General features: G+C 65.9%; 21 protein-coding genes and 1 pseudogene. 9 read left to right on the top strand and 13 right to left on the bottom strand.

The features are described from left to right. Window positions 1–39 precede the first annotated feature (39 nt). Window positions 40–1,146, top strand: a complete 1,107-nt coding sequence (locus tag SHTP_RS14040; protein WP_096370920.1) for a branched-chain amino acid aminotransferase — start codon at window positions 40–42, stop codon at window positions 1,144–1,146. On the opposite strand, the gene SHTP_RS29005 is transcribed toward SHTP_RS14040, so the two are convergent. The 6 genes from SHTP_RS29005 to SHTP_RS14015 form a co-directional block, all read right to left on the bottom strand. Beyond that, a complete protein-coding gene (locus SHTP_RS29005; protein WP_231991638.1) occupies window positions 1,138–1,785 on the bottom strand; it encodes a hypothetical protein in 648 nt (215 codons plus the stop codon). The two genes, SHTP_RS14040 and SHTP_RS29005, sit on opposite strands and share 9 nt — an antisense overlap. Continuing rightward, window positions 1,745–2,695 carry a hypothetical protein gene (locus SHTP_RS29000; protein WP_231991459.1) on the bottom strand — a complete coding sequence of 317 codons (951 nt, stop codon included), beginning with the start codon at window positions 2,693–2,695 and terminating at the stop codon, window positions 1,745–1,747. Before SHTP_RS29000 ends, SHTP_RS29005 begins: the two co-directional genes overlap by 41 nt. 190 nt (window positions 2,696–2,885) lie before the next feature. Next, window positions 2,886–3,644 (bottom strand): adenosylcobinamide-GDP ribazoletransferase, encoded by a 759-nt coding sequence (locus SHTP_RS14030; protein ID WP_011741318.1) that lies wholly within the window; start codon window positions 3,642–3,644, stop codon window positions 2,886–2,888. Then, window positions 3,641–4,717: a nicotinate-nucleotide--dimethylbenzimidazole phosphoribosyltransferase gene (cobT, locus tag SHTP_RS14025; protein ID WP_012394910.1), complete on the bottom strand. Its 1,077-nt coding sequence runs from the start codon at window positions 4,715–4,717 to the stop codon at window positions 3,641–3,643. Before cobT ends, SHTP_RS14030 begins: the two co-directional genes overlap by 4 nt. After that, entirely contained in the window at window positions 4,714–5,274 is a 561-nt protein-coding gene (locus SHTP_RS14020; protein WP_096370919.1) for a bifunctional adenosylcobinamide kinase/adenosylcobinamide-phosphate guanylyltransferase, read from the bottom strand. The genes cobT and SHTP_RS14020 overlap by 4 nt, the downstream gene beginning before the upstream one ends. A 29-nt stretch (window positions 5,275–5,303) precedes the next feature. Then, the gene (locus SHTP_RS14015; RefSeq protein WP_420866693.1) at window positions 5,304–5,963 is read right to left on the bottom strand and encodes a DUF3043 domain-containing protein; all 660 of its coding nucleotides are present in this window, start codon (window positions 5,961–5,963) and stop codon (window positions 5,304–5,306) included. A 206-nt stretch (window positions 5,964–6,169) separates the two neighbouring features. Between SHTP_RS14015 and SHTP_RS14010 the strand changes: the two genes are divergently transcribed. Further along, the gene (locus tag SHTP_RS14010) at window positions 6,170–7,246 is read left to right on the top strand and encodes a glycerate kinase family protein (RefSeq protein WP_085979909.1); all 1,077 of its coding nucleotides are present in this window, start codon (window positions 6,170–6,172) and stop codon (window positions 7,244–7,246) included. Between the two features lie 85 nt (window positions 7,247–7,331). Next, a complete protein-coding gene (locus SHTP_RS14005; protein WP_096370917.1) occupies window positions 7,332–7,688 on the top strand; it encodes an iron-sulfur cluster assembly accessory protein in 357 nt (118 codons plus the stop codon). Window positions 7,689–7,728: 40 nt separating this feature from the next. Here SHTP_RS14005 and SHTP_RS14000 read toward each other — a convergent pair whose 3' ends face one another. Next, complete coding sequence (locus SHTP_RS14000) at window positions 7,729–8,418, bottom strand: Rv0361 family membrane protein (protein WP_096370916.1); 690 nt, start codon at window positions 8,416–8,418, stop codon at window positions 7,729–7,731. A gap of 191 nt (window positions 8,419–8,609) precedes the next feature. On the opposite strand from SHTP_RS14000, the gene SHTP_RS13995 reads away from it, so the two are divergent. Beyond that, window positions 8,610–9,584, top strand: a complete 975-nt coding sequence (locus tag SHTP_RS13995) for a carbohydrate kinase family protein (RefSeq protein WP_096370915.1) — start codon at window positions 8,610–8,612, stop codon at window positions 9,582–9,584. 12 nt (window positions 9,585–9,596) lie between these two features. On the opposite strand, the gene asnB is transcribed toward SHTP_RS13995, so the two are convergent. Further along, window positions 9,597–11,591 carry an asparagine synthase (glutamine-hydrolyzing) gene (gene asnB, locus SHTP_RS13990; protein WP_197706248.1) on the bottom strand — a complete coding sequence of 665 codons (1,995 nt, stop codon included), beginning with the start codon at window positions 11,589–11,591 and terminating at the stop codon, window positions 9,597–9,599. A gap of 396 nt (window positions 11,592–11,987) precedes the next feature. Here asnB and ctaC point away from each other — a divergent pair, with 396 nt between their 5' ends. The 4 genes from ctaC (at window position 11,988) to SHTP_RS13970 (ending at window position 15,287) form a co-directional block, all read left to right on the top strand. Next, the gene (gene ctaC, locus SHTP_RS13985; RefSeq protein WP_012394902.1) at window positions 11,988–13,091 is read left to right on the top strand and encodes an aa3-type cytochrome oxidase subunit II; all 1,104 of its coding nucleotides are present in this window, start codon (window positions 11,988–11,990) and stop codon (window positions 13,089–13,091) included. An 8-nt stretch (window positions 13,092–13,099) separates the two neighbouring features. Beyond that, a complete protein-coding gene (locus tag SHTP_RS13980) occupies window positions 13,100–13,519 on the top strand; it encodes a cytochrome c oxidase subunit 4 (RefSeq protein WP_011741308.1) in 420 nt (139 codons plus the stop codon). Window positions 13,520–13,701: 182 nt separating this feature from the next. Further along, window positions 13,702–14,649, top strand: a complete 948-nt coding sequence (locus tag SHTP_RS13975; RefSeq protein WP_096370913.1) for an MmpS family transport accessory protein — start codon at window positions 13,702–13,704, stop codon at window positions 14,647–14,649. After that, window positions 14,649–15,287, top strand: coding sequence for a DUF2561 family protein (locus SHTP_RS13970; RefSeq protein ID WP_020725630.1), 639 nt, complete (start codon window positions 14,649–14,651; stop codon window positions 15,285–15,287). The genes SHTP_RS13975 and SHTP_RS13970 overlap by 1 nt, the downstream gene beginning before the upstream one ends. 445 nt (window positions 15,288–15,732) lie before the next feature. Here SHTP_RS13970 and qcrB read toward each other — a convergent pair whose 3' ends face one another. From qcrB to ctaE, 4 genes are all read right to left on the bottom strand, one after another. After that, window positions 15,733–17,418: a cytochrome bc1 complex cytochrome b subunit gene (gene qcrB / locus SHTP_RS13965; protein WP_096370912.1), complete on the bottom strand. Its 1,686-nt coding sequence runs from the start codon at window positions 17,416–17,418 to the stop codon at window positions 15,733–15,735. Continuing rightward, window positions 17,415–18,599 (bottom strand): cytochrome bc1 complex Rieske iron-sulfur subunit, encoded by a 1,185-nt coding sequence (qcrA, locus tag SHTP_RS13960; RefSeq protein WP_096372469.1) that lies wholly within the window; start codon window positions 18,597–18,599, stop codon window positions 17,415–17,417. The genes qcrB and qcrA overlap by 4 nt, the downstream gene beginning before the upstream one ends. Next, complete coding sequence (gene qcrC, locus SHTP_RS13955; protein ID WP_096372468.1) at window positions 18,596–19,435, bottom strand: cytochrome bc1 complex diheme cytochrome c subunit; 840 nt, start codon at window positions 19,433–19,435, stop codon at window positions 18,596–18,598. The genes qcrA and qcrC overlap by 4 nt, the downstream gene beginning before the upstream one ends. Before the next feature lie 118 nt (window positions 19,436–19,553). Next, window positions 19,554–20,165 (bottom strand): aa3-type cytochrome oxidase subunit III, encoded by a 612-nt coding sequence (gene ctaE / locus SHTP_RS13950; RefSeq protein ID WP_011741302.1) that lies wholly within the window; start codon window positions 20,163–20,165, stop codon window positions 19,554–19,556. Window positions 20,166–20,315: 150 nt separating this feature from the next. On the opposite strand from ctaE, the gene trpD reads away from it, so the two are divergent. Continuing rightward, complete coding sequence (gene trpD / locus SHTP_RS13945) at window positions 20,316–21,419, top strand: anthranilate phosphoribosyltransferase (protein WP_012394897.1); 1,104 nt, start codon at window positions 20,316–20,318, stop codon at window positions 21,417–21,419. Here trpD and SHTP_RS13940 read toward each other — a convergent pair. Further along, window positions 21,357–23,288, bottom strand: a pseudogene (locus tag SHTP_RS13940) (DEDD exonuclease domain-containing protein); the annotation flags it as partial. The gene trpD and the pseudogene SHTP_RS13940 overlap by 63 nt on opposite strands. Window positions 23,289–23,381: the final 93 nt, after the last annotated feature.

Here is a 23,381-nt window from a genome sequence, read left to right as displayed (position 1 = left end):
GGCAAAAACCAGTTGGCACAGCGATATACAATCGTGGCCATGACCAGGGGGTCCCAACAGTTCACCGTGACGCGCGCGACAACTCCGGCCACCGAGGCTGAGCGCGTATCAATTCTGGCTGACCCCGGCTTCGGCCGCTATCACACCGACCACATGGTGTCGATCGATTTCGACGAGGGTGTGGGCTGGCACAATCCGCGGGTCATCGGCTACGGCCCGATCGAGTTGGACCCGTCGGCGATCGTGTTGCACTACGCGCAGGAAGTTTTCGAAGGTCTCAAGGCCTATCGCTGGGCGGACGGCTCGATTGTGTCGTTTCGGGCCTGGGCCAATGCGGCGCGCTTGCGCTCCTCGGCCCGGCGGATGGCGATTCCCGAGCTGCCCGAAGAGCTGTTCATCGAATCGCTGACCCAACTCATCGCCGTCGATAACGTCTGGGTGCCGCCGGCCGGTGGCGAGGAGGCGCTCTACCTGCGGCCATTCATCATCGCCACCGAGCCGGGACTCGGGGTGCGCCCGGCCAAGCAGTACCGGTACCTGTTGATCGCCTCGCCGGCCGGCGCGTACTTCAAGGGCGGTATCAATCCGGTTAGTGTCTGGGTGTCGACCGACTACGTGCGTGCTTGCCCCGGAGGAACCGGCGCCGCCAAGTTCGGCGGCAACTACGCCGCGTCGCTGCTGGCTCAGGCCGAAGCCACCGAGAACGGTTGCGACCAGGTGGTGTGGCTGGATTCCGTGGAACGGCGCTACGTCGAGGAGATGGGTGGGATGAACATCTTCTTCGTGCTCGGCAAGGGGGGGTCGGCCAGACTGGTAACCCCAGAGCTATCCGGCTCGCTGCTGCGCGGCATCACCCGGGATTCGTTGCTGCAGTTGGCGCTTGACGCCGGATTCGCGGTGGAGGAGCGCAAGATCGACATCGCCGAGTGGCAGAAGAAGGCGGCGGCAGGCGAGATCACCGAGGTTTTCGCGTGCGGTACCGCAGCCGTGATCACCCCGGTCTCGCGGGTGAAGTACGGCGACGGCGAGTTCACCATCGCCGACGGTCAACCTGGCGAGGTGACGATGGCGTTGCGTGACACGTTGACCGGGATCCAGCGGGGTACTTTTGCCGACACCCACGGCTGGATGTCGCGGCTAAGTTAGAACTGTTGCGAGGTTGCCGGGCTCGGGCCGGTGCGCGCTGGCGTGGCAGCCCGGCCGGATCGGGGATGGCGCGGGCCGGCGATGTGCCCGGCGCAGGCTTGGGTACCGGCCGCGGCGGTCTGCCGCCGTGTGGCGGGTCAGTGCCAGACCCAGCCCCGGAGCGGTGCCGGTGACCAAGCGGTGTGCACCCCGCCTGGCCCGACTCAGCCGGCGCATCGGGGCCTTCTCGACGAGCTGACTCTGCGCTTCGATCGTTTGGCTTAGTCCCGGGGCGCGCAGGCTGGCGACGGCGGCGATGATGGCCAAGGTCAGCGAGACGAGGACTGGGCCGATGGTTGCGTGCCGCTGCGCGAGTTCACCCAGTACGGCTCCCAGCAGCGTGGACACCACCGCGGCCAAGGTCGCTCCAAAGCAGATCAGCGTCGCGCGGTGTTGTTCGGGAGCAAACATGCTGATCCACGAAATGGAGGCCGCGACCACGGTTTGGGCGGCGACGGTCGCCAGGAGGAACGCCGTGCCGTATGCCCACATCTGGGTCCACTGGCCGCACAGCTCGGCGACGATGCACACCAACGCGGCGGCGATGCTGAACAGTGAGCTACCCAACAGCATGCCGCGCACGCCGAACCGGCGGTTCACCGCTCGCCACAGCAGCGAACCGATAACCAACGCGATGCTCGAAAGGATCACCAGGACGTGCAGGCTGCCGCAGCAGCGAACCGATAACCAACGCGATGCTCGAAAGGATCACCAGGACGTGCAGGCTGCCGCTCGACTGGGCGGCGCGCAGGCTGAAGAACGTGGTACCCAGGCTGATGGGAGCGAACAACAGATAGGTGCTCGCATACCGACGGAACCATAGCTCGCGGCGGGCGATCTCGAAGCCCTGACGGTAGATATCGCGCAGCGGCAACCGGACGGTGGGTGCGCTGGACGCTGACCGCATCGGACCGACGAACAGCGCCGCAACGCCGGCGACAATCATGCTCGCGGCACCCAGCCAGAGCAGATCGTGGTAGCGCGCCATCTCGTCACCGTGGGCCAGTCTCGGCACAATCACCAACGTGACGCCGGTGGCCAACAGCGATCCGAAGGCCCCTTGGGTGAGCAGTAGCTCGCCGCGGCGCAACACGGACAACTTGTTGGAGATCATGTCGGTGTAGGCGACACCGGAAACCCCGGCGACGACACCGCTGGCGGTCGCGGTCACGAAGAAAACCGCGGCGACCAGCGCGCCGGTCCAGGGAACTGCGGCGTTGGCCAGGATCAGGGTTGCGGCACTCGCCGATATCGCGGCCATCAGCAAGTGCCGGTACTGGCCGAAGCGCTGCAAAATCAACGGGGAGACCGAGTTGCCCAGAATCGCGCCGATGCTGAATGCCGGAAACAACAGCCCGGCCACCCAAGTAAGTCCCTGATGCGCACAAATGACCGGCAGAACCACGGCGCCGCTGCCCATCTGCATCCCTGCCGAGTAGAAGCTACCCTGGGTTACCAGTCGTCCGAACGGGGTTCTGGGGTTCGAGCCGACCAGCCGTGATGCGGTCATGTCAAGAGACTTTACGTCCGCGTGATCCAAAATAGGGTCCACTAATCGGACATTAATCAGATATTGCCGGTGCAATCCCGTGTCCACCGATCGGAGGAATCTCCATTAGTCCTGCGGACCGGCTCAAAAAAATGCTGGTTGGTCGGAATCTGACCAACCCAACTTGGCACCAATCTAGCGTTTTCAGCTTCTACAAACGTACCAGAGCCGCCAACACCACGGCAGTCACCGTGGTGGCTAGCTCAATCGCGCAACCCAGCACGTCGCCGGTGATGCCGCCGAACCGTCGGACACAATGCCTGATCAGCAGGGTGCCGGCGCAGACCGCGGCCACCACCGCGGCAGGGCCCTGCCATGGCCGCGGAGCCGCGGCCAGCGAAGCGAACAGCAGCACAGCAAGCCACGCCACCAGCACCGATATGGGCTGGGTGCCGGCGACCCGAGAGCCCAAGCTACTGCCCGCGGCCGCCGGTACCGACCGCCGGCAGCCCAGTACCGCGGTGACCCGGCCGGCAAAGACCGCCACGGCGATGCCCGCGATTCCGCGGCTGCCTGCCGCGCTCAGTGTCGAAAACGCCGACCCCTGCACGGCAATGACCAACACGACCGCGGCCACCCCGAACGGTCCGGTCGAACCGTCGCGCATGACGGCCAAGGCCCGTTGTGGTGGCCCGTAGCAGCCGAGCCCGTCAGCCGTGTCGGCGACGGCGTCGATGTGCAGACCGCGGGTGGCCAGCAGTAGCACCGCCACCGCGAGCAGTCCGGGCAGCGGGCTGACCGGGCCGAACACCAGCGATGCGGACCACGTGACGCCGGCGGCAAGTCCGCCCAGCACGACGCCGACAACCGGCAGTGCCGTCATCGCCCCGCGCCCCATCGGTGCGGCGACCGAGGCAGGGACGGGTATGACCGTGCCAAAGGAGAGAGCTGTTGCCAGCGAACGAATCACGATTCAGGTGGCTCGGTGGCGCCGGCGTCGTCGCACGCCGTGGACACCCCGGCTTCGGCGAAGGTCGCCATCGATGACAGCGCTGCCACGGCGGCGCGCAGCACCGGTAGGGCAACGGTGGCGCCGGTGCCTTCGCCCAACCGCATTCGCAGATCCACCACTGGGTCCAGCGCCAGCGCCGTCAGTGCCAGCTGATGGCCGGGTTCGGTGGAGCGGTGGCCGGCTTGCCACCATTGCCGGGCGCCGGGGGCCAGGCGTTCGGCGACCAGCGCTGCCGCGGTGACTGCCATGCCGTCGAGCAGCAGCGGGGTACGCCGGACCGCGGCCTGCGCGCAGAAGCCCGCCATGGCGGCCAGGTCCGCGCCGCCGCAGCAGCGCAGCAACGCGACGGGGTCAGGCAACACTCGCGCGGACCGAAACAGCGCATCGCGTACCGCCGCGGTCTTGCGTGACCAGGTCGCATCGTCGACTCCGGTTCCGAAGCCGACCACGGCAACCGGCTCGGTGTTGGTCAGCGCCGCCACCAGGACCGCGGCCGGGGTGGTGTTACCGATTCCCATGTCACCGGCGATCAGCAGGTCGGCGCCAGCGTCGACCTCGGCATCGGCGATCTGCTGACCGGCCGCGATCGCGGCGGCGGTCTGGTCGTCGGTCAATGCGTCCTCGGTAGCGATATCACCACTGCCGCGCCGCACCTTGTGGGCGCCGATCTGCTCCGAGAGCGCTTCCGCGTCGACAGCCAGATCCACCACCCGTACCGTGGCGCCCGCGACGTCGGCAAGCGCGTTGATGGCGGCTCCGCCACCGTCGATATTGGCGACCATCTGGGCGGTGACATCTGGGGGATAGGCCGACACCCCGGACCGGGTGACACCGTGGTCACCGGCGAATACCACCACGCGGGCGCGCTGGAACTGCCGCGGCGGGCACTGGCCCTGGCACGAGGCGACCCACGCAGACAGGTCCTCGAGCCGCCCCAGCGCACCCCGCGGCTTGGTCAGCGCGTCCTGGCGAGCCCGCGCTGCCGCCTCGGCGAGGGCGTCGGGTGCTGAGATCGGTGCGAACCCGATCATGCGCGCGACGGTTTGATCGGGACGGATTGGCCGGCCACCACCAGCACCACGCGGTCACACAGTGCCGCCATTCGCTGGTTGAGGGTGCCCAACTCGTCGGCGAACCGGCGCCCGGATGCGGTCGCCGGCACCACGGTCAGCCCCACTTCCGGGCTGACCAGGACCAGCGTCGATCCGAATTCGCCGACGGCGGCCAGCATGTCGTCGATGGTGTCTTGCAGGGCGGCCGGTGGGGAGCCGCCCTCCCAGGCGCGGTGGCTGTCCATGGCGCTGGTCAACCACGTACCGAGATCGTCGACGAGAGTGGGCGTGTCCGGCACTTGCCGCAATTGGGTCGTGATGTCGTCAGTTTCGATCGTTGACCAGTGTCCGGGCCGGCGATCGCGGTGCCTGGCGACGCGCTGATCCCAGTCCTGCGATGCGGCTGAGTCGGAGTCGGTGGCCGGTCCGGAGGCCAGATAACGGACCGGCTGTTCGGGCGTAAGCGAGTCCGCAATGGTCTCCTCTGCCCAGCGGGACTTGCCCGACCTGATCCCACCGAGAACCAGTGTGCGCATGATGTGGTCAAACAGCTTTCCGGTAAGTACTAATCGACACTGGCGCCGCGCTCGACCTTGGGCCGGGGCGCCCGCATCCTGCGCATTTGAGACGCGCGGCCGGCCGCGTACAGGCCCAGCTTCCAACGGCCTTCGGTGTTGTTCGGGAACTTGACGTCGACCAGGTTGCTGACTTTGCGGGCCAAAATGATGCCGTCAATGGTCATCAGCGCCATCAGCACCAGCATTGCCGGCGACATGTAAAGCTGCAGCTGCGGGACGGCGAACATGGCGAAGAGCAGCGCCAGCGCAGACGGCATGAACAGACCGAGCAGGTTGCGCCGGGCATCCACCACATCGCGGACGTACCGGCGTACCGGCCCTTGATCGCGGGGCAACAGGTATGCCTTGTCGCCGGCCATCATGCGCTCCCGGCGTTCGGCCATCCGGGCCCGGCCGGCCGCCTTTTCCGCCTTGCGCTCCTCGCGACTGAGTTTGGGCCGGGCCAGCTTCTTACGCCGGGCCCGCGCCTCTGCGCTGGTCATAGGCGCCGGAACGACCGGGCCCTTCTTGGATCGCGTGGCGTCGTTGCGTTTCGGTGTGGGCCGACCCTTGGGGCCGGTCGTCTTCGGTCCGCGAGAAGTTGCCGATGATGAGGTATCCCCGGAGTTCGCCGCCGACTCGTCGGCGTGGTCGGATGCGGCCGAAATGTCGGCGCCTTCGTCATGGTCTTTCTTGCGGCCCAGCAGCTTCACAACCGACAGGTTACTTCGCGAGAGCCCAGTCCCCGGAATTGTGCCGGTGTTACCCAGCGCCGGTGTAGCGGTTGGCCCTACTCTTGCTTGTGATGAACGGCTCCCTCGCCTCGGATGCTGCCGCCGATGGCCTCGGGCCCGGCCGGATCCAGCTGCCCGCGATGCGGGTCCTGGTGGCCCCGGACTGCTATGGCGAAAGCCTGTCGGCTGTTGAAGCCGCGGCGGTCATTGCCACCGGCTGGACCCGCTCACGACCCAATGACTCCTTTATCGTGGCCCCACAATCCGACGGTGGTCCGGGGTTCATCGATGTGCTGCGCAGCCGGCTGGGTGGCGTCCGGAAGCTGCAGGTGTCCGGGCCCCTGGACACCGCGGTCAGTGCGGAGTGGGTGTTTGAGCGATCTTCGGCGACCGCCTACCTGGAATGCGCTCAAGCCTGTGGTCTCTCGTTGCTGGGTGGTCCGCCGTCGCCCGAAACCGCGTTGGCGGCCCACAGCCGCGGAGTGGGCCAGCTCATTGATGCGGCGCTGGCCGCGGGAGCACGGCGCATCGTGGTGGGGTTGGGCGGCAGCGCGTGCACCGACGGTGGCCACGGCATGATTACCGAGCTCGGCGGCCTGGATGCGGCCCGTGATCGGCTGGCCGGAATAGAGCTGATTGCCGCCTCTGACGCCGAGTACCCGCTGTTGGGCCCGTGGGGTTCGGCAAGGGTGTTCTCGCCGCAGAAGGGTGCTGACGCGGCCACCATCAGCGTGCTGGAGGGGCGCCTGGCGGCATGGGCGGTTGAGCTGGACGCGGCGGCCGGACGCGCGGTCAGTGCCGAGCCAGGGGCCGGGGCCGCCGGAGGAATCGGGGCGGGGCTACTTGCACTGCGGGGTCGATGCGAGTCCGGAGCCGCGATCATCGCTGAGCTCACGCATCTTGCCGACGACCTCGCCGACGCCGAGCTCATCGTCACCGGGGAGGGGCGGTTTGACGAACAATCGCTGCACGGAAAGGTGGTCGGTGAGATTGCTGCCGCGGCGCGGCCGCTGGGCATTCCGGTGATCGTGCTGGCGGGACAGGTGGACCTGGACAAATCCACGATCCGCCTGGCCGGGATCATGTCCGCGTTGTCCATCGCCGACTATGCGGGTTCGGTACGCCTGGCACTGGCTGACGCGGCGAACCAGCTGATGGGTTTGTCATCTGAGGTTGCCGCACGACTCGGGAATCGGGGACCTGCGGGGTACCGTTAATAGGACTGGGCTTCCCCCTGTGGCAGACCCCGGTTGGATTTCAGCCGGGCGGGCCCACCCAACGACGAAGCATGTAGGAGAAGCAATGACCGTGCAGAACGAGTCGGACGCAAAGACCCACGGCGTAATCCTGACCGAGGCTGCCGCCGCCAAGGCAAAATCCCTGCTCGACCAGGAGGGGCGTGTCGACCTGTCGCTGCGGATCGCGGTGCAGCCGGGCGGGTGCGCGGGCTTGCGCTACAACCTTTTCTTCGATGATCGGGCCCTCGACGGCGACCTGACCGCGGAGTTCGGTGGCGTGACCTTGACGGTGGACCGGATGAGCTCGCCCTACGTCGAAGGTGCGTTGATCGACTTCGTGGACACCATCGAGAAGCAGGGCTTCACCATCGACAACCCCAACGCCACCGGGTCCTGCGCCTGCGGGGATTCCTTTAACTGAGCAGCTAGTCGCACCTGACCGGGCCGCCGCTGCGGCCCGGTCAGTACTGCCCGGCAGTGCGCAGCACGCACGAGCACACCATGATCTGGCCACGCTGAAAGAGCAGCTGTGCGATGCCTTGTACCTGGCCCTTGGGCGGGCCACCGGTGGCCGGCGTCACCTGCATCGTGAACAGCACCTGTGCCTGATACTGCGACCAATAGACGATCTTGTCGATCGACGTCACGTCGGCCTGGGAGAACTGCTTGCGAAAGGCGTCACTGCTGAGTTTGGCCAGCGCCTGATCGGAGCGCTTGTCCTTGACCCCGTTGTAGATCCCGCACAAGGCGTTACGGACGATGACATCAACGTCGCGGTGTTCGAGGGCGTTCAGGTAGCCCTGAATCGCGGTCTTGGCTGCGCCTTCGGACAACGTGCCGCTGCTGTTGGTCCCGTTGGTGCGAACCCCGTAGACAATCGTCGCGGTGAGCGCACCCACCAGCGCCAGCGCCAGCAACGTGCCGATCAGCAGCCGTTTGGGACGTCGATTCCGGTATCCGCCCGGCGCCGGGGGCAGGCCTGGGTAGCTAACCGGCAGTCGCGGCGGGCCATCGGCTGGCGGAACACCGAATGCCGGTTCGGCGCCGCCCAGATCATGGGGGTACTCAAGGGGCTCGTTGGGCCCGTTCTCCGGGTATGGCATCGGCCCCTCCGTGCTGACGGCGGGGTTCGACGGGTGCGGACCGGCCATCGTGGTTCTCCTACGGTGGTGGACGGGACGACCGGCGGGGCTGCCGCCAGCGCGGGATTCCGGCAAAGCCGATGAGCTCCCTAGGCAGGCTAGCGCAATACTTGCCGACGGCTTTCGACGCGACGGGGCGGGTCCCGACGCCGATAATTGTGAGAGGCTAGACGACCTCGCGCGAATAGGACGGAGATTTTGTGACGATTGCGGTAACCGGTTCGATTGCGACCGACCATCTGATGCGGTTCCCAGGCCATTTTTCCGAACAGCTGCTGCCCGAGCATCTGCACAAGGTGTCACTCAGCTTCCTCGCCGACGACCTTGTCGTGCACCGCGGCGGGGTGGCCGGAAATATGGCTTTTGCCATCGGTGTGCTCGGAGGTGACGTGGCGCTGGTCGGCGCCGCAGGCGCCGACTTCGCCGATTATCGCGATTGGCTCAAAGCCCACGGCGTCAACTGCGACCATGTGCTGATCTCGCAGACCGCGCACACGGCCCGATTTACCTGCACCACCGATGTCGACATGGCGCAGATCGCGTCCTTCTACCCGGGCGCCATGTCTGAGGCGCGCAACATCAAGCTCGCCGACGTGGTATCGGCCGTCGGTACCCCGGAGCTGGTGATTGTTGGCGCCAACGACCCCGAGGCGATGTTCTTGCACACGGAGGAATGCCGCCAGCTAGGACTGGCATTCGCCGCCGACCCCTCGCAGCAGCTGGCACGGCTGTCGGGCGATGAGATCAAACGGCTCATCAACGGTGCCACCTATTTGTTCACCAACGACTACGAGTGGGACCTGCTGTTGTCCAAGACCGGCTGGTCCGAGGCCGACGTGATGGCCCAGATCGGCTTGCGAGTGACGACACTGGGCCCCAAGGGCGTGGATCTGGTGGAGCCCGACGGCACCAGCATTCACGTTGGCGTCGTCCCCGAAACCAGCCAGACCGACCCCACCGGCGTCGGTGACGCGTTCCGCGCGGGCTTCTTGACCGGCCGCAGCGCGGGTTTGAACCTGGAGCGCGCCGCGCAGTTGGGTTCGCTGGTGGCCGTTCTGGTGCTGGAATCCACCGGCACCCAGGAATGGCAGTGGGACCGCCAGGTCGCGACCGCCCGGCTGGCCGAGGCCTACGGTGACGACGCCGCCAACGAGATCACTGCTGTCCTGGCTTAGCGCCGCGAGGAACTAGAGCTCGACCGGATACTGGGGCTCGCTGATCTGTGGTGTGATGCTGCGCTCGATGAAGATCGCGTGCCACAGCATGAAGATCAGCAGGGTCCACAGCCGGCGGCTGTGATCGCTGGCGCCGGTGCGGTGCTCGTCGAGCATCCGGTTGACCGCTGCCAGGTCGATCAGGTGACCCGCCTGCGACGTGGCCACCATCGCATAGGCCCACTCCAACAGTTCGCCGGCGCGCAACCAGTGCCGGATCGGGACTGGGAACCCGAGCTTGGGTCGGTGCAGCACATGTGCCGGGACAATCGGCTCCAATGCGCGCCGTAGCGCGTACTTGGTGGTGGTGCGGGTGATTTTGGCCTGCAGCGGCAATCGGGCGGCGACGGCGAACACCTCGGGATCCAGGAATGGCACCCGCAGTTCGAGCGAATTGGCCATCGTCATCTTGTCGGCCTTCACCAGAATGTCGCCGCGTAGCCAAGTGAACAGATCGATGTGCTGCATTCTGGCTACCGGGTCCCAGCCCGCTGACCCGGCGTAGACCGCAGCGGTCACATCGGTGTGTGTCCACTGCGGCCGGAATCCGGGCAGCACGTCTTGCAGTTGGGCGTCGGAGAAGCTTCGGGCGTTGCCGTAGTAGCGCTCCTCGAGCGCCAGCGAGCCGCGATGGAGCAGGCTTTTTCCGCGCATACCCTCGGGCAGGGGTTTGGAGACCTTACCCATCGACCGTCGCAGCGGTCGGGGTAGATAGTCGAAGGGTTTCAGCGAGAGCGGCTCGCGGTAGATCGTGTATCCGCCAAACAGCTCGTCGGCGCCCTCCCCGGAGAGCACCACCTTGACGTGCTTGCGGGCCTCGCGGGCCACGAAGAACAGTGGTACCAGCGCCGGGTCGGCGACCGGCTCGTCGAGATACCAGACAATTTCGGGCAACGCGGCCACAAATTCCTCCGCGCTGACCACCTTGGCGATGTGGCGGGCGCCGATGGCTTCGGCCGAGGCCACCGCCACGTCGAGCTCGGAAAAACCCTCGCGTTCGAAGCCGGTGGTAAAGGTGATCAGCCGCGGATTGTTCCGGATGGCCAGCGCCGCGATGGCCGTGGAGTCGATCCCGCCTGACAGAAACGAACCGACAGTGACGTCGGCGCGCATGTGTTTGGCCACCGAGTCCTCTAGCACCGCGGTGATCTCGTCGTAGCGCGCCCGCTCGGTGGCGCTGGTGATCGGTGTGGCGGCAAACCGCGGCACAAAGTAACGGGTGACTACGGGGTTGCACTCGGGCCGGATGCGCGCGTAGCAGCCCGATTCGAGCCGTCGGACTCCGCGATGCAGTGTCTCGGGTTCGGGGACGTACTGCAGGACTGTGTAGTGCTGTAGCGCCCGGTGGTCGATTTCAGTGTCGAATCCCACCAAGTCGACCAGGCCCAGTAGACACTTCTTCTCACTAGCCAGCGCGGTGCCGCCCGGTCCGGTCGCCATGAACAGCGGTTTGATGCCGAACGGATCGCGGGCACAGAACAGTTCGCGGGTGACCGTGTCCCACAGCGCGAAGGCGAACATGCCGCGGAGTCGCCGCAGCACGTCGGCACCCCAGTGGTGGTAACCGGCGACGATGGCCTCACCATCACCATCGGTGGCGAAGGTGGCGCCGTGCTCGGCACGCAGTTGCTCGCGTAGTTCGAGGTAGTTGTAGATCTCGCCGTTGAACACCAAGACATAGCGGTCAGGAGCTTCGGGTGGCCCCCATCGCAGCGGTTGGTGCGAATGCTCGATGTCGATGATGGACAACCGGTTGAATCCGAAGACCACCGAACCGTCGGCATCGGGGTCTGCCCAGGTGCCGGGCTCGTCGGGGCCGCGGTGGCGCATCAGGTGCGACGCGCCCGCGATTGCGCTGTCGGCTCGCGCGGCCAGCGCGGCTTGGTCGGCCTGGGCGAGTTGAGTATCGGCGCCTTGCGTCTCGGCAGCGCCGGCCGGGGCCGCAACGAAGGCCAGCAGTCCACACACGGCGCCCCAGTATGCCGCAATTGGCGAAGCTTGTGGGGGTCGAGCCCGGCGGGTCGCCATCTGCGGGTGGCGGGCCCGGATGGTTGCCGCCCATTCGCGGTGCCCGACGCGCACCCACGCGGGCGGTCTCGCGTGGAGTCCTCGCTCGGCCACCGGTGCCGCGCGCCGGGGCCGGTGGCGTCGGCCACTCGCCGCGCCCATGCGCGTCCACCGTGGCAAACACAGGTTTCGACCCGGTTGGAGCACAGCGCGCCGGACGAGTTTTGGCCCGCATCGTCGCCCGCGCGAGCGGCGTGGTCTACGCTGCGTAGTATTCGAATCCGAGTGAGCCGACGAATTCCGCCAGACGCGGCGTCCAGCACCGGTCGGCCCAGCTTGTGATACAGGAGGCGCAACGTGACACCTCGCGAGCCAGGTCGTTCGCAAAGCTTGTCGCCGTGCAATTCTCAGAGCAATTCCGTTGGTCGCAGCGGTGCTGCGCGGCGGATCGCTCGGCTAGCGGGGCTGGCCGGCGCGCTGGGTTTGCTGGCCGTCACCCTGAGCGGTTGCAGCTGGTCTGAAGCGCTGGCCCTGGGCTGGCCTGAGGGCATCACACCGGAGGCACACGTCAACCGGGAGCTGTGGATCGGCGCGGTGATCGCCTCCCTGGTGGTCGGTGTCATTGTGTGGGGCCTGATCTTCTGGTCGGCCACCTTCCACCGGAAGAAGAAGACCGACACCGACTTCCCGCGCCAGTTCGGCTACAACATGCCGCTGGAGCTGGTTCTCACGGTCACGCCGTTCCTCATCATCTCGGTGCTGTTCTACTTCACCGTTGTGGTGCAGGAAAAGATGCTGCACCTGGCCGATGACCCCGAGGTTGTTGTCGACGTCACGGCGTTCCAGTGGAACTGGAAGTTCGGCTACCAAAAGGTCGACTTCCACGACCACACCCTGACCTACGACGGTGCCGATGAGGCGCGTAAGCGTGCCATGGAATCCAAGCCGGAAGGCAAGGACGAGCACGGCGAGGAACTGGTCGGGCCGGTGGCCGGACGTAACACCGAGGACCGCACCTACCTGAACTTCGACAAGGTCGAAACGCTGGGAACCACGTCCGAGATTCCGGTTCTGGTGTTGCCCGCCGGCAAGCGGATCGAATTCCAGCTCAACTCGGCCGACGTGATCCACGCTTTCTGGGTGCCGGAATTCCTGTTCAAGCGCGACGTGATGCCCAACCCGGCCGCCAATAATTCGGTCAACAGGTTCCAGGTCGAGCAGATCACCAAGACCGGAGCGTTCGTCGGGCACTGCGCCGAAATGTGTGGCACCTACCACTCGATGATGAATTTCGAAGTCCGCGTTGTGGCCGCTAACGATTTCAAGGCCTACTTGCAGCAGCGTATTGCCGGAAAGACCAATGCCGAGGCGCTGCAGGCGATCAACCAGCCACCGCTGGCGATTACCACCCACCCCTTCGAGACCCGGCGCGGCCAACAGGCCCCGATGCCCGTAGGTTAGGACACTCAATGCACATTGAAGCCAGGCTGTTTGAGTTCGTTGCCGCGTTCTTCGTCGTCACGGCGGTGCTGTACGGTGTCGTGACCTCCATATTCGCTACCGGTGGGGTCGAGTGGGCCGGCACCACGGCGCTGGCGCTGACCGGTGGTATGGCCTTGATCGTGGCCACCTTCTTCCGCTTCGTGGCTCGCCGGCTCGATACCCGGCCTGAGGACTACGAGGGCGCTGAAATCAGCGATGGGGCAGGGGAATTGGGTTTCTTCAGCCCGCACAGCTGGTGGCCGATCATGGTGGCTTTGTCCGGTTCGGTGGCCGCGACCGGCATCGCATTGTGGCTTCCGTGGCTGATCGTCGCCGGCGTGGTGTTCATCCTGGGATCGGCGGCCGGTCTGGTCTTCGAGTACTACGTGGGTCCTGAGAAGCACTGATTCGAGCCGGGAAGGTCACAAGCAGAGCATCAGTTGATCAGTGGCCAGTTAGCCAAGACTTCTGTGAGCTACCCGGTTGGGTAGGGTTTTGATGCACAGTGAGAATGCACCGAGCGGGCGTGCACAGATGCAGCTGCGGAGCACCGCGCCTTGGTGAGTCAGTTTGGACAGGGTAGGCAAACATGAGCGGGCCGAATCCGCCGGGATGGGAACCTGACGAACCCGACCCAGCTGGCGATTCCAGCGCTGAACTGGAACCCTTTGGCGACACCGACGATGAGCCAGACGACGCTCTTGCAGGCGGCGAACTCGAACCCGTCAGCGAGAGCGGCCAGATTGAGCCGGTAGACCCCGCGCAGGAATCGGAAGCGTATTCACGGGCCTATTCGGCGCCGGAGTCCGAGCAATTCATCAGCGGGGCCTACCTGCCGGCAGATCTCAGTCTTTACGACTATGACGGCTACGACGACTCGCTCGACGAAGAGGATGAGCCAAGCACGCCACGCTGGCCCTGGGTGGTTGGGGTGGCGGCGATAATGGCCGCCATAGCGCTGGTGGCATCGGTGTCGCTGCTGGTGACGCGCACCGATTCCACGAAGCTCGCCAATCCCGCAACCACGTCATCGGTACCGCCGGTACAGGACGAAATCACGACGACCAAGCCGCCGCCCCCTCCGGCTCCTCCGCCGCCACCGCCTAGTACCGAGATTCCGACAGCGACGGAGACGCAGACAGTGACGGTGACACCTCCACCCCCGCCGCCTCCGCCTCCGGAGACCTCTGCGGCGCCGCCACCGGCGGCTACTACTCCGACGACACCGGCGGCTGCGCCGCCCCCCACCACGACGACTCCTGCGGGGCCGCGGCAAGTTACCTATTCGGTGACCGGTACCAAGGCACCCGGTGACATCATTTCGGTGACTTATGTGGACGCTTCAGGCCGGCGAAGGACCCAGCACAACGTGTATATCCCCTGGTCGATGACCGTCACTCCGATTTCGCAGTCCGATGTGGGCTCTGTGGAGGCCTCCAGCCTGTTCCGGGTGAGCAGGCTCAACTGCTCGATCACCACCAGTGACGGGACGGTGCTGTCGTCCAACAGCAACGACGCACCGCAGACGAGCTGCTGATGCTCGGTAAATACTCCGCGTACCGGCGTGGACCGGAAGGCGTTGTCGCTCCCGAAGTCGTCGACCGAATTCTCATCGGGGCGTGTGCGGCGGTCTGGCTGGCGCTGGTGGGCGTAGGTGTGGCCGCCGTGGTCGCGTTGGCCGATCTTGGCCGGGGCGTACAGAAGATATCGAAGGACTCGCACAGCAGTTGGGTGTTGTACGCGGTCATCGTCGTCTCGGCATTGATCATCGTCGGGGCGGTCCCGATGCTGTTGCGGGCGCGACGGATGGCCGAGACTGGACCGCTGGTGACCTCGGTGCCATTGCGTAGAACGGGCGGGCAGCCGTTGCGGACGGCCAACGCCACGATGCGAGCCGCCGACCGTAGCGCGCGTCGGGATCACGCAAATGGGCGCTCGGAGGGCACGGAGTGGTCTAGCGAGGCGGTGGACCGCGTTTGGTTGCGTGGCACCGTGGCCCTGGTCGGGACGATAGGGATTGCTTTGATTGCCGTTGGCGCAGCGACCAATCTGATGGCGGTCGGTCACGACGGTGCGTCCTGGGTCGCCTACGGGCTGGCTGGGATCGTGACCGCAGGAATGCCGGCGATCGAGTGGTTCTACGTGCGCCAGTTGCGTCGCGTCTCGGTCAAATAGATCTCGGCCGGATAGGTCTCGGTCAGGCACCAGCCGGCGACTGCCCCGGCGTTCGCCCCTATGGCTGTCGTGGTTCAGACGCCTGAGATGCCTCGGATGCTGGGTGGGGGAGGGGAGAGGTGTTGGCTATCTCGACCGGTGCTGGTGTAGCGCAGTCGGGGACCGGCTGAGGGCACGAATTTCCCACGGACGAGCGATGGTTGGCGGATGGCCTACTCGCGGTCCGGGCCAGCGAGTGCCGGTGGCCATGATGGGGTCATTGGGTTCAATCGGTTCTGTGGGTTTATTGGGAAACCCACTTGGCGCCGCCCCAACGGCCACCTAGCGCGACGCCATAGAACCAAGTAGCAGGGCCCAAAGACGCCAATAGCCCGGCTCCCGAAAGCGGGTCGAGGTGACTCCGCTTGGGGAACCGGGCCTGGCCAGTGGTTGCTACCCGTCGAGGCTAGTGATCGCCCTCGCCGTTGGACGTCTCGTTGAGGCTGTCCTGGTATTCGCGCAACGCTGTCAGAGCACGGTGTTCGGCGGCGTGACCCGCCTCGCGCAGTGCCGCGTCCTCCGATGCCGGATCGGCGGTCAGGAAGCTACCGCTACCCGGCGATCCCGCCGAGCCCAGCTTGTTCATTCGCTTGGGCAATGGAGCGCCCTGGTAGTCCAGCGGAAGCGGATGACCATGCTCGTCGACCGGACCGAGCGGCTGGTGCAGTTCGATGTAGGCACCGTGCGGCAGCCGCTTGATGATGCCGGTCTCAATACCGTGCTCGAGCACCTCACGGTCGCTGCGCTGCAGTCCGATGGACCACCGGTAGCTGATGAAGTAGACGAACGGCGGAAGAATCACCATGCCGATACGTCCGATCCACGTCGTTGCGTTCAACGAGATGTGGAACTTCAGCGCGATGATGTCGTTCATCGCCGCCAGCGTGAGCAGCATGTAGAACGAGATCGCCATCGCTCCGACTGCGGTACGAACCGGAGCGTCACGCGGCCGCTGCAGCAGGTTGTGGTGCGCGTAGTCGCCGGTAAACCGCTTCTCCAGGAAGGGGTAGACGATCAGGAGCATGAAAATGAGACCCATGATCAGAGCGACCCACACCGGTGCCGGAATGGTGTGGTGCCAGAAGTAGAACTCCCATGGCGGCCAGATACGGGCCAGGCCTTCGGTCCACATCATGTAGAAGTCGGGCTGCGACCCTGCCGAGACGTGGGCCGGCTTGTAGGGGCCCAGATTCCAGATCGGGTTGATCTGCAGCAGACCGCCCATCAAACCCAGCACACCGGTGATGGCCGCGAAGAACGCACCAGACTTGACCGCGAACACGGGCATCACTCGGACACCGACGACGTTGTGCTCGGTGCGGCCCGGGCCGGGGAACTGGGTGTGCTTCTGGAACCACACCAAGGCCATGTGCATCCCGATCAGCGCCAGGATGATTCCCGGCAGCAACAGGATGTGCAGGGAGTACATGCGCGGGATGATGTAGCCCGCCGCGGTGCAGTCGTCGCCCACACCACCGCAGGGGAAATCGCCGCCGAACAACGCCCAGTGCAGCCAGGTGCCGATCACCGGCATCCCCAGCGTGATCGAGGAGAGCGCGGCCCGCAAACCGATGCCGGAGAGCAAGTCGTCAGGCAGTGAGTAGCCGAAGTATCCCTCGAACATGGCCAGGATCAGCAGCAACGAACCGATGATCCAGTTGGCCTCACGTGGCCGCCGGAATGCGCCCGTGAAGAAAATACGTGCCAAGTGCACCATGATCGCCGCGGCGAACATCAGTGCCGCCCAGTGGTGTACCTGGCGGACGAACAAGCCGCCACGCACCTCGAAGGAGATGTCGAGTGCCGACGCGTAGGCCTTCGACATCTCCACGCCGCGCAACGGCTGGTAGACGCCGTTGTAGGTGACGTCCATCATGGACGGATCGAAGAACAGCGTCAGGTACACGCCGGTGATCAGCAGCACGATGAAGCTGTACAGCGCGACCTCGCCGAGCAGGAACGACCAGTGCGTCGGGAAGACTTTGTTGAACTGTCTGCGCAGCGCTGCAGCGGGGTGGTAGCGCGTATCAATGTCCTCGGCCTGGCGGGCTAGGACATCACCGATCTTCGGCGGACTGAGTTTCGGGCTCATGATGTTGTGCGCTCCCAGAATGCCGGTCCAACGGGTTCGATGAAGTCGCCGTTGGCGACCAAATATCCCTCGGTGTCGATTGTGATAGGCAACTGCGCCAGCGCACGCGCGGCCGGGCCGAATATCGGCTTGGCGAAATGCAGCGCGTCGAACTGGGATTGGTGACACGGGCACAGAATTCGGTAGGACTGCTGCTCATACAGCGAAGACGGGCAGCCCAGGTGAGAGCAGACCTTGGTGAAGGCGAAGAGTTCTCCGAAGTTGAAGCTTTCTTGGCCTTGGCGCTTCACCACGCGGTGCATGTCGGTGGGCTTGATCCGAATCAGCATCACGGGGTTGCGGACGCCCATTGAGATCCGCTGCAGCTTTTCGTGGGATTCCACGGTGGTGCCGTCGCCGTCGGACTCCCGCCAGGGAAACACCGTCTCCATCCCGCCGGCGTCCAAGTCCTCGGGGCGCATCTTGGTGTACGGAGGCCCGTCACCGAGTCCGGTGGCTCGCGCCAGATAGATCGTCTCGCCGTGGAAACGCGGGGTCCAGCCCGAGGTCCACAGCACGGCCTTCTTGCCGTCAGCGGTGGGGACCACCGGCTTCCACGGGTTCTTGATGAGGCCGCCGGCAAACGCAACCAAGGTGCCGAGCCCGAACGCGCCCAGACCCACGCCCAACGACGCGCCGACCATCTTGCGCCGTCCGATCGTGGAGGCTTCGAAGGTGTCGGCGAGGTTGGCCACCACCGTCTTGCGGTCTACCTCGCGGGAGGCGCCGTCATGGCGATCTTGGATGGTGATCTCTTCGGGGATAAAGCGTTTCTGGAAAAGCACCGCGCCGATCGCGATCGCCAGTACGGACATCCCGAAGGTCAACCCGTACAGCGGGGTGGCAAGGGAGTAGAGCAGGTTGCCCTTGTCTCCGCTCGGCTTGTACTCCCACGGCCAGAAGAGGAAGACCAGCAGCAGCGCCAGGCCGAAGAACCCACCCAGCAAAAGCCAGAGGGCCACGCCGCGCTCCGCGCGCTTCTCCGCCTTGGTGCCCTCTACCGGCCAGCGAGGTTCCTTGTGGGCGATGCGCACGCCGTCGATGCTGCCGCCCAGCTCCAGCAGTTCTTGCTGGGACATTTCGGCCAGCGCGGCCTCGTCGGGCTCGCGCGAGACGCCGGTTTCCGTTGAGCCGTCGCTCATGATCGCGCCCCAATCCACAGTGCCAGCCCAATGGCGGCGACCATACCGATGATCCATATCGCCATGCCCTCAGGTGCGGGACCGAATCCACCGAGTCCGTAGCCGCCGGGCTGCCGCTCCTCGGCGGCGTTGCGAACGTAGGCGATGATGTCCTTCTTCGCGTCGAATGACAGCTGACGGTCGGAGAACTTCGGCATGTTCTGCGGACCCGTCAGCATCGCGGTGAGGATCTGCTGCTCGTTGGCGGGCCCCAGATCCGGCGCGAACTTGCCGGAGGACAGCGCCCCGCCCTTGCCCGTGAAGTTGTGGCAGGAGGTGCAGTTGAGGCGGAACAGATCACCGCCGCGGCCCAGATCATCTCCGCGCAGCGACTTCATCGCGAGGCTGCCGTTGGGGTTGCGCACCACGGTGGGGCCACCGCCGTTGGCTTGCACGAACGCGCCAAGAGCGTCGGTTTGTGCCTCATCGAAAATCGGCTCTTTGCGCTGTGCCTGCGCTTCGCCGCGCATGGCTGGCATCCGGCCCGTCGATACCTGGAAGTAGACGGCGGCCTCGCCGACTCCGATCAAGCTGGGGCCGTGGTCGGGCACGCCTTGCAGGTTGGCGCCGTGGCAAGACACACATGAGGTGTCGAACAACTGCTTGCCGGTGCGAAGCAGTGCGGCGGAAGACTCGTCGGCGACGGCTACCTGCGGGGCGGGTGTGAGTACGGCCGCCACGCCGCCAGCGATGGTCAGGGCTATCAACAGCAGCAGCCCACCCGATAACCGGCGATGAAGACGCCGTCGTGCGCGAATAGTTCGCTGTTCTGATCGGTGACTACGCGGGCCGCGCAGCGCCCCGACGAGTCGCCGGGCAACCGGCTCACTGCCACCGGATCGGGTGAATCCCAGTTTCTTCAACTGAGCTCTCCTGTTCGTTTCCTGATCGTGCCTGTTTGGGGGCTGCCAGCTGTTATCGAATGAAATAGATCACGGTGAACAGCGCGATCCACACGATGTCGACGAAGTGCCAGTAGTAGGAGACGACGATGCTGGCGGTTGCCTGGGCCGGGGTGAACTTACTCATCCCGGTCCGCACCAGCAGGAATATGAACGCGATCAGACCGCCCGTGACGTGTAGCCCGTGGAAGCCAGTGGCCAGATAGAACACGCTTCCGTAGGCGCTGCCGGGGATGGTCGTCCCATGAGTCACCAGGTGGTAGTACTCGTAGCCCTGGCCCAGGACAAAGAACAGACCCATCAGGAAGGTGATCACATACCAGCGGCGTAGCCCAAACACGTCGCCGCGCTCGGCCGCGAACACCCCCATCTGGCAGGTGAACGACGACGCGATTAGCACCAACGTCACCGGCACGGCCTGATAGAGATTCAGCTCCGTGGGCGGTGGCGGCCACTTCCCGCCGGCTTGCGAGCGCGCGGTGAAGTACATAGCGAACAACCCAGCAAAGAACATCAGCTCGCTGGAAAGCCACACTATGGTGCCGACACTGACCATGTTGGGTCGGTTCAGCGAATGCACGCGCGACGTGATGGCAGTACCCGAGGTCCCTACAGCACTCGTCACATCCGCAAGTATGACGCTTTGTAGTTGTCGAACTCTACCCGGGGCTGAAATTCGCTTCCGCGAGTCGCGTCGGCGCTGCGTTTGCGCCGGTCGCGGCCAACCGGTGGGCGGGCGATAGGAGGTAGTCGGACGCATGGGACTATCGGGCGCGTGGTGCTGTCATCCGAAGCTTCATCCGCGGCCGACCACTCGGCGGCCGCACCCATACCGACGTCCTCGTGGCCGCAGCTGCTCGGCCGGCTAACGGAGGGCAAGCATTTGGAGCCGGGTCAGGCGGGCTGGGCCATGGAGCAGATCATGAGCGGCAACGCGCGGCCCGCCCAGGTCGCCGCTTTCGCCGTCGCCATGAAGATGAAGGTTCCCACCGCGGGCGAGGTCGGCGAGCTGGCCGACGTGATGCTCGCCTACGCGCGTCCGATGCCGGCCGACTTGATCCGCGACGACACCGTCGACATCGTCGGCACCGGTGGGGACGGGGTCAACACGGTGAACCTGTCCACTATGGCGTCCATCGTGGTCGCCGCCGCGGGTGTGCCGGTGGTCAAGCATGGCAACCGAGCCGCCTCGTCGTTGGCCGGCGGCGCGGACACCCTGGAGGCCCTTGGGGTGCGCATAGACCTGGGGCCCGATCAGGTCGCGCGCAGCCTCAACGAGATCGGGATCGGGTTCTGTTTCGCGCCGCAGTTTCATCCGTCCTATCGGCAAGCATCGGTGGTTCGCCGTGAAATCGGGGTGCCCACCGTGTTCAATCTCCTTGGCCCGCTGACTAATCCGGCGCGGCCGCGGGCCGGATTGATTGGCTGTGCTTTCGCCGATCTCGCCGAGATCATGGCCGGTGTGTTCGCCACGCGTGGGTCCAGTGTGCTGGTGGTGCACGGCGACGACGGGCTCGACGAGCTGACTACGACTACGACGAGCACGATCTGGCGTGTCCAGGCGGGAACGGTCGACAAGTTGACTTTCGACCCGGGAGATTTCGGGTTCGCGCGTGCTGAACTGAGCCAGCTACTCGGCGGAGACCCGCAGGCCAACGCGGCCGAGGCGCGCGCTGTCTTGGGCGGTGCAGCCGGGCCTGTCCGGGACGCGGTGGTGCTCAATGCGGCTGGTGCGATCGTTGCTCATGCCGGGCTATCCAGCCGCGCTGAATGGCTGCCCGCCTGGCAGGACGGGCTGCAACGCGCCGCGGTGGCTATCGACAGCGGTGCGGCCGAGCAATTGCTCGCGCGATGGGTGCGGTTCAGCCAGCACGTCTGATTGCCGGCCGCCATCCGGGCGACCACGCGGATTTCCTTGGCTAACCTGCTCTGCGGCCAGCCGCGCCGAACACGCCGCAGCCGCCCATGCCGCCCACGGTCCGGCTGATCTCAGCGGCGAAGTCCAGCCGGCGGACTCCGCACGGTCGGCGGTGTGCTCAGCGCCGGTGACTCGCACGATCCGCACTCCCGGGGTCGCCAGCCAGCGGGCAATCAGCGCGGTCTCTTCTACCAGCGCGCCGCCGAGTGGCGCCGGTGCCGGCAAGATCGTTTGCGCTCCGGCGTGGAGGGCGTCGACCACCGGCATCGGCGGTGTCCCACGTCGGGAATTACCGGCGGCTGCGAGCTGGCCGTGGCGGATCACCGCGAACTGGTAGCCGCCGCAGCCATCGGGAGCGGCCGCGACCAGCTCGGGCAGGGCCACCAGCGCGCGCAGTCGTTGGCCACGCCAGAGCACTTCGACAGCTGTGGCGATGTGGTCGCGCAGCCGTGCCGCGCTCTCATAGCGGTGCCGCTCGGCCAGGTCGCTGACTTGGTGCACGGCCGCGGTCAGTGCGGTGTTATCCACTCCCTCGATCAAGTCGGCCGCACGCTTGGCCGCGTCGGCGTACCCCTCGGCGGTGACGTTGCGCGCGGCGGGGCAGGCCGACACCTCCAACTCTGGGCAAGCCGGACCATGCAGTGCCGAGCGGGCCAGCCGCTTGGTGCAGGTTCTGACACCGGTGAAGCGCGCCAGCAGGGCCGCCGTTTCTGTCGCGTCGGTGCGCGACCGAAACGGGCCGACAACGCGGTCATGCCGGGGAGCACGAACTACCGATAGGCGGGGAAACGCCTCGTCGGTGAGCGTCATCCACCACCAACGGTGCGGGAACCTCGATCGACGGTTGTACGGCGGTGCATGCGCGGCAAGCATCCGCAGTTCACGGACTCCGGCCTCGAGGGCATGTGCGCACTCGACATGGTCGACGGCGTCGGCCAGGGCGACCATCTCCTTCATCCGGCCCCGAGAATCGGCGCCGTTGAAGTACTGACTGACCCGGCGGCGCAAGTCGACGGCGGTGCCCACATAGAGGACTTCGCCCGATGGCCCTCGGAACAGATAGATCCCCGGGCGGTGCGGCAGCCGGTCGGCGAGCACTCGCTTGCGACGCTGTGCCGGCGTCACGCTCGGTAGGTATGCACGCAGCTCGGCGTAGGAATGCACGCCCTGGTTGCCCACCCGCTCAATCAGGGCATGCAACACCTCGACAGTGGCGCGCGCGTCGTCGAGGGCGCGGTGTGTGGGTTGGGTGGCGACGGAAAACAAGCGCGCCAAAGCAGCCAACCGCACGCTGGGTGCTTCTTCGCGGCTGAGCACTCGGCGAGCCAGCCGGACCGTGCACAGCACCTTCGATCCCGGCCACGCGATGTCGCAGCGCCCTGCGGCCGCCCGCAGGAACCCGATATCGAACCCGGCGTTGTGGGCGACCAGGACCGAGTTGCCGACGAACTCGAAGAACATCGGCAGGACGGAGTCGATCGTCGGGGCATCACACAGCATGGCCGTGGTGATTCCGGTCAATCGCACGATCTGGGGTGGGATGCTGCGTTGCGGATCGACCAGGGTCGCGAATTCGCCCAGGATCACGCCACCACGTACCTTGACGGCCCCGATCTCGGTGATGGCGTCCGGCGGCGATGCTTCAGTGCCCGTCGCTCGTCCGCCGGTGGTCTCCAGGTCCACGACCACGAAGGTGGTTTCGCGCAGCGACACGCCGTCTGCCTGGGCGGCCGCCGGGTCAGTGAGGTCGGTGCCCGGTAAGGCGATGTCCGCAAAGGCGGCCGGATCGAGCCCGGTGAGACTCAGCTGAGTTCCACCCGTCGCGCCCATGGCCGTGACGTTAGGCACTCGCACCGACATTCGCCGGTTCCCACGCGGCGCGCGCAGACACTCGCACCGGCTGTCAGGGAGTGCTGCCGGATC

This window comes from Mycobacterium ulcerans subsp. shinshuense (genome assembly GCF_002355775.1).
Taxonomy (GTDB): domain Bacteria; phylum Actinomycetota; class Actinomycetes; order Mycobacteriales; family Mycobacteriaceae; genus Mycobacterium; species Mycobacterium marinum.
This window is presented reverse-complemented; position numbering and strand designations above follow the sequence as displayed.

Excerpts from the sequence above, each read along its gene's own strand:
- SHTP_RS14020 (WP_096370919.1), bottom strand. The coding sequence starts at position 5,274 with ATGCGCACACTGGTTCTCGGTGGGATCAGGTCGGGCAAGTCCCGCTGG.
- qcrA (WP_096372469.1), bottom strand. The coding sequence starts at position 18,599 with ATGAGCGACGGCTCAACGGAAACCGGCGTCTCGCGCGAGCCCGACGAG.
- SHTP_RS14040 (WP_096370920.1), top strand. The coding sequence starts at position 40 with ATGACCAGGGGGTCCCAACAGTTCACCGTGACGCGCGCGACAACTCCG.
- SHTP_RS14000 (WP_096370916.1), bottom strand. The coding sequence starts at position 8,418 with ATGGCCGGTCCGCACCCGTCGAACCCCGCCGTCAGCACGGAGGGGCCG.
- qcrB (WP_096370912.1), bottom strand. The coding sequence starts at position 17,418 with ATGAGCCCGAAACTCAGTCCGCCGAAGATCGGTGATGTCCTAGCCCGC.
- SHTP_RS29000 (WP_231991459.1), bottom strand. The coding sequence starts at position 2,695 with ATGACCGCATCACGGCTGGTCGGCTCGAACCCCAGAACCCCGTTCGGA.
- SHTP_RS14010 (WP_085979909.1), top strand. The coding sequence starts at position 6,170 with ATGCGGGTCCTGGTGGCCCCGGACTGCTATGGCGAAAGCCTGTCGGCT.
- SHTP_RS13975 (WP_096370913.1), top strand. The coding sequence starts at position 13,702 with ATGAGCGGGCCGAATCCGCCGGGATGGGAACCTGACGAACCCGACCCA.
- cobT (WP_012394910.1), bottom strand. The coding sequence starts at position 4,717 with ATGATCGGGTTCGCACCGATCTCAGCACCCGACGCCCTCGCCGAGGCG.
- SHTP_RS14005 (WP_096370917.1), top strand. The coding sequence starts at position 7,332 with ATGACCGTGCAGAACGAGTCGGACGCAAAGACCCACGGCGTAATCCTG.
- SHTP_RS13980 (WP_011741308.1), top strand. The coding sequence starts at position 13,100 with ATGCACATTGAAGCCAGGCTGTTTGAGTTCGTTGCCGCGTTCTTCGTC.
- SHTP_RS13970 (WP_020725630.1), top strand. The coding sequence starts at position 14,649 with ATGCTCGGTAAATACTCCGCGTACCGGCGTGGACCGGAAGGCGTTGTC.